Source organism: Phenylobacterium sp. (assembly GCF_046590535.1).
Classification (GTDB): domain Bacteria; phylum Pseudomonadota; class Alphaproteobacteria; order Caulobacterales; family Caulobacteraceae; genus Phenylobacterium.
The window spans coordinates 1-3,925 of record NZ_JBKJTG010000037.1; the positions used below are offsets into that span (position 1 = coordinate 1).

5 protein-coding genes are annotated in these 3,925 nt (G+C 68.2%); 2 read left to right on the top strand and 3 right to left on the bottom strand.

Annotation, left to right across the window (positions count from 1 at the left end; genetic code table 11):
* Positions 1-40 precede the first annotated feature (40 nt).
* The 3 genes from ACLL81_RS01915 to ACLL81_RS01925 all read right to left on the bottom strand — a co-directional run bounded on the left by ACLL81_RS01915 (position 41) and on the right by ACLL81_RS01925 (position 2,510).
* Complete coding sequence (locus ACLL81_RS01915; RefSeq protein ID WP_411286656.1) at positions 41-730, bottom strand: SDR family NAD(P)-dependent oxidoreductase; 690 nt, start codon at positions 728-730, stop codon at positions 41-43.
* Positions 731-740: 10 nt separating this feature from the next.
* On the bottom strand, positions 741-1,913 hold the full coding sequence (locus ACLL81_RS01920; protein ID WP_411286657.1) for an acetyl-CoA C-acetyltransferase: 1,173 nt from the start codon (positions 1,911-1,913) through the stop codon (positions 741-743).
* A 96-nt stretch (positions 1,914-2,009) separates the two neighbouring features.
* Positions 2,010-2,510, bottom strand: coding sequence for a GAF domain-containing protein (locus tag ACLL81_RS01925; protein ID WP_411286658.1), 501 nt, complete (start codon positions 2,508-2,510; stop codon positions 2,010-2,012).
* Positions 2,511-2,642: 132 nt separating this feature from the next.
* On the opposite strand from ACLL81_RS01925, the gene ACLL81_RS01930 reads away from it, so the two are divergent.
* Entirely contained in the window at positions 2,643-3,599 is a 957-nt protein-coding gene (locus ACLL81_RS01930; protein WP_411286659.1) for a hypothetical protein, read from the top strand.
* A gap of 107 nt (positions 3,600-3,706) precedes the next feature.
* A partial coding sequence (locus ACLL81_RS01935; RefSeq protein ID WP_411286660.1) for a helix-turn-helix domain-containing protein occupies positions 3,707-3,925 on the top strand: 219 nt, incomplete at its 3' end.

Consider the following 3,925-nt stretch of genomic DNA (forward strand, 5'->3'; position numbering starts at 1 on the left):
ATTTCAACGACCGGTGCGGCTTTCGCGTAACAGGCGCGCTTCAGACCCGGCCGGTCACCGGTACGAGCGCGCCGGTCATGGCGCGGGCCGCTTCGCTGGCCAGGAACAGGATCACCGCGGCCAGGTCTTCCGGCGCCACCCATGTGGAAGGGTCGGCGTCGGGCATGTCGGCGCGGTTGGCCGCGGTGTCGAGGATCGAGGGAAGCACGGCGTTGACGGTGATCCCATCGGCCTTCAGCTCCTCGGCCAGCGCCTGGGTCAGGCTGTGCACGCCGGCCTTGGAAGCCGCATAGGCGCCCATGCCCAGCGAGGCCTTCAGGGCCGCGGCGGAGCCTACGTTGACGATCCGGCCCGTGGCGCTGCGCCGCAGGTGCGGGATCGCCGAGCGGCTGGCGTTGGCGGCGGTCAGCACGTTCAGCTGGTACAGCTGCGGCCAGTGGTCGATGGACCCGCCCTCCAGGGTCTCCCAACGGAACCCGCCGGCGATGTTGAGCAGAACATCGAGCCCGCCGAACCGCTCGGCGGCGGCGTCCAGGGCCGCGCCGGCCTGAACGGCATCGGTAAGGTCCACCCCGCCCAGGACCAGGGTGGCAGGCCCGCCTAGGCCGGGCGGCGCCTCAGGGGCTAGATCGATCAGCGCAAGTCGCGCGCCCTGGCCCGCAGCGGCTCTCCACACGGCGGAGCCCAGCACGCCGAACGCGCCGGTGATGGCGATGACACGTCCGGCCATGGCCCCGCGCCTAGAGGCGCTCGACGATGGTCACATTGGCCAGGCCGCCGCCCTCGCACATGGTCTGCAGGCCCCACTTCTTGTTCCGCGCCTTGAGCGCGTGGACGAGGGTGGTCATCAGCTTGGTGCCGGAGGCGCCCAGCGGATGGCCGAGCGCGATGGCGCCGCCATTGACGTTGAGCCGGTCCGGATCCGCGCCCGTGGTCTGCAGCCAGGCCACCGGCACCGAGGCAAAGGCCTCGTTGACCTCGAACAGGTCGATGTCATCGATCGACATCCCAGCCTTCTTCAGCGCCCGCTCGGTGGCCGGAAGCGGCGCCTCAAGCATGATCACCGGGTCGTGGCCGATCAGGGTCAGATGGTGGATGCGGGCCAGCGGCGTCAGGCCCATCTCCTTCAGGGCCTTTTCCGAGACCACCATGACGCCGGAGGCGCCATCGCAGATCTGGCTGGACGTCGCCGCTGTGATCCGGCCGCCTTCCTGCAACAGCTTCACGCCGCGCATGCCGTCGAGGCTGACGTCGTAGCGGATGCCCTCGTCGCTGTCGTGACGGACGGCGGCGCCCTCCGCATCCATGCCGTCGAGCACCAGAATCTCGTCCTTGAAAGCGCCGCCCTGGGTGGCCGCGATGGCCCGCTGGTGGCTATTGTAGCCGTACTCGTCGAGCTGGTCCTTGGTCAGGCCGTACTTGGCCGCCACCATCTCCGCGCCCATGAACTGGGAGAACTGGATGTTGGGATAGCGCGCCTCCATCCCCGGGCTCTTCGGCACGCCGAAGCCTTCCTTGTAGGGCAGCGTCACCGACAGGCCCATCGGCACCCGGGTCATGCTCTCGACGCCGGCGGCGATCACCACGTCCATGGTTCCGCTCATCACCGCCTGGGCGGCGAAATGCAGGGCCTGCTGGGAGGAGCCGCACTGGCGGTCCACAGAGGTGGCTGGCACGCTCTCCGGCAGCCGCGAGGCCAGCACCGCGTTGCGCGCCACATTGGTGGACTGCTCGCCCACCTGCATGACGCAGCCCATCACCACGTCTTCGACCAGGGCGGGATCGGCGCCGGTGCGGTCCATGAGCTCGTTGAGAACCGCGGCGCCCAGGTCTGCCGGGTGCCAGCCCTTCAGCCGCCCGCCCTTGCGTCCGCCGGCGGTTCGGGTGGCGGCGACTATATAGGCCTCGGCCATGTGCTTGCTCCGTTCAAGGCTTCGCGCCTCGGAAGGCGCGTCAAGAAAAACACTAGAGGGGCGCCCCTGCGGAAGACAACCCGGGCGCCGTTGCGGTCAACCCTTGGCGAACACCTGCCTGAGGATGGCCTCGAGGCCCGCCTGATCATCAGCGTCGAAGGCTGCCGGTTGTTCGGAGTCCACGTCGAACACCGCGATCAGGCGCCCATCGCTGTCCACCACCGGGACGACGATCTCGCTGGCCGAGCGGCTGTCGCAGGCGATGTGGCCGGGGAAGGCTTGGACGTCGTCCACCCGCACGGTCTGGCGGCTGCGCGCCGCCGCCCCGCAGACGCCGCGACCGAAGGCGATGCGCAGGCAGCCCAGGGTCCCCTGGTAGGGGCCGACCACCAGTTCGTCCGGCTTCTCCGGATCGACCAGGTAGAAGCCTGTCCAGAAATAGTGCTCGAAGGTGGCGGCCAGCATGGCGGTCACGGTGGCCATCCGCGCGCCGAGGTTCGGCTCGCCATCCAGGACGGCGGCGATCTCCCGCGCCGCTACGGCGTACCGCTCGGCCCGGGAACCGGCTATCGTTCTCTCGTTGAAAGCTTCGACCATGGACTGTCTTCTAGCCGTCGCGCTGCGCCGGATGAAGGGCGGCTTCGCGGAAGCTGTCCGATGCGTGGATTTTGGGGCTTCCGCATCGCGCCGGCAAGGTTACGCTGACGTAACGGAAGTGAGGGAGGGACGATGCCGCGCAACGCGACCTTTTCCGCGATTCGCGTGGGCGCGCGGCTGACCAACGCCTTCGTCCTGGACATGATCAAGATGGGGGGCTACGGGCGCGACGCGACCGACGGGCTGTTGCTGCTGGCGATCACCCAGGCGAACCTCGCCCCCCTCATCCGCGACCCGGTCCTGCAGCGCACCTACGCCACCGTCGACCAGCCGCCCCCGGACGAGTCGCGCCGTCCGGTGAGCATGAACGCACTCTCCAACTCTCTGGGTATTCCCTTTGAGACGGTTCGCCGGCGGGTCGCCTCGCTGGCGAAGGACGGCGTTGTGGAGGTCACCTCCAGGGGAGTCTACCTCCCCCAGGCCACGGTCTCCTCCCCGTTTTACCGCCTCGCCCTTGAGGTCACCTACCGGCTGGTGGGTTCGCTTTACCACCGGCTACGGGACCTGGGCCTGCTGGCCAACCTGCCGGAACCGGCCGCCGGGGCGCAGCCATTCGACGCCCCGCCCGTCAGGCTGGTGGCGCGCCTGGCCACCGCCTATCTGCTCCGGCTCGCCGAGCCCTTGAAGCAGCACATCGGCGACATGGTCACCGGCCTCATCCTCATGGACATCATCGGCGCCAACACCGAGAGCCTCTCCGACCGGGAACGCGGCACCGAGGAGGCCGGGGAGGCCGGTTTCGTTACGAACGATCACCGCAAGCCCATCAAGGTCGCCGAGATAGCCCTGCGGCTGAGCATGCCCCAAGAGACCGTGCGAAGGCATGTGAACAGGCTAGTCAGGGACGAACAATGCGTCCGCGTCGACGAGGGCTACATCGTCCCGGCCAAGGTCTTGGCTCGCGGCCCCTTCGTGGAATTCATGCAGCTGAGCCAGTCGCACTTGCTGCGGATGTTCACCGCCATGGCCGAATATGGCGTGCTTGCGGACTGGGACCGGCAACGTCCGGGCCTGCAGGGCGCGGCCTGACGCAACCTTACGGTGCATGGCGCCAACCTCAAAATGGGTAGCCGAAAGCTTTCATAAGCTGCGCATTGGCCTCAACCTCAGGACGTATCTCGGGGAGAGGGCCAAAAATGACCACGCTCGTTCACAGCAACATCACCGGATCACCGGTCTTCCAGGACGGCGAGATCACCGACATCGCGGCCGTCGTCGGGCCGCATCCGGTGGACCGTCACGTTGGCCTGCGGGTCCGCATGCGCCGCAAGGAGATGGGCGTCAGCCAGGAGAAGCTGGCCGAGGCCCTGGGGATCACCTTCCAGCAGGTCCAGAAGTACGAGCGCGGCGCCAAT

Bases quoted from the DNA above. Each gene is read 5' to 3' on its own strand.
- ACLL81_RS01920 (WP_411286657.1), bottom strand. From the start codon at position 1,913: ATGGCCGAGGCCTATATAGTCGCCGCCACCCGAACCGCCGGCGGACGC.
- ACLL81_RS01930 (WP_411286659.1), top strand. From the start codon at position 2,643: ATGCCGCGCAACGCGACCTTTTCCGCGATTCGCGTGGGCGCGCGGCTG.
- ACLL81_RS01925 (WP_411286658.1), bottom strand. From the start codon at position 2,510: ATGGTCGAAGCTTTCAACGAGAGAACGATAGCCGGTTCCCGGGCCGAG.
- ACLL81_RS01915 (WP_411286656.1), bottom strand. From the start codon at position 730: ATGGCCGGACGTGTCATCGCCATCACCGGCGCGTTCGGCGTGCTGGGC.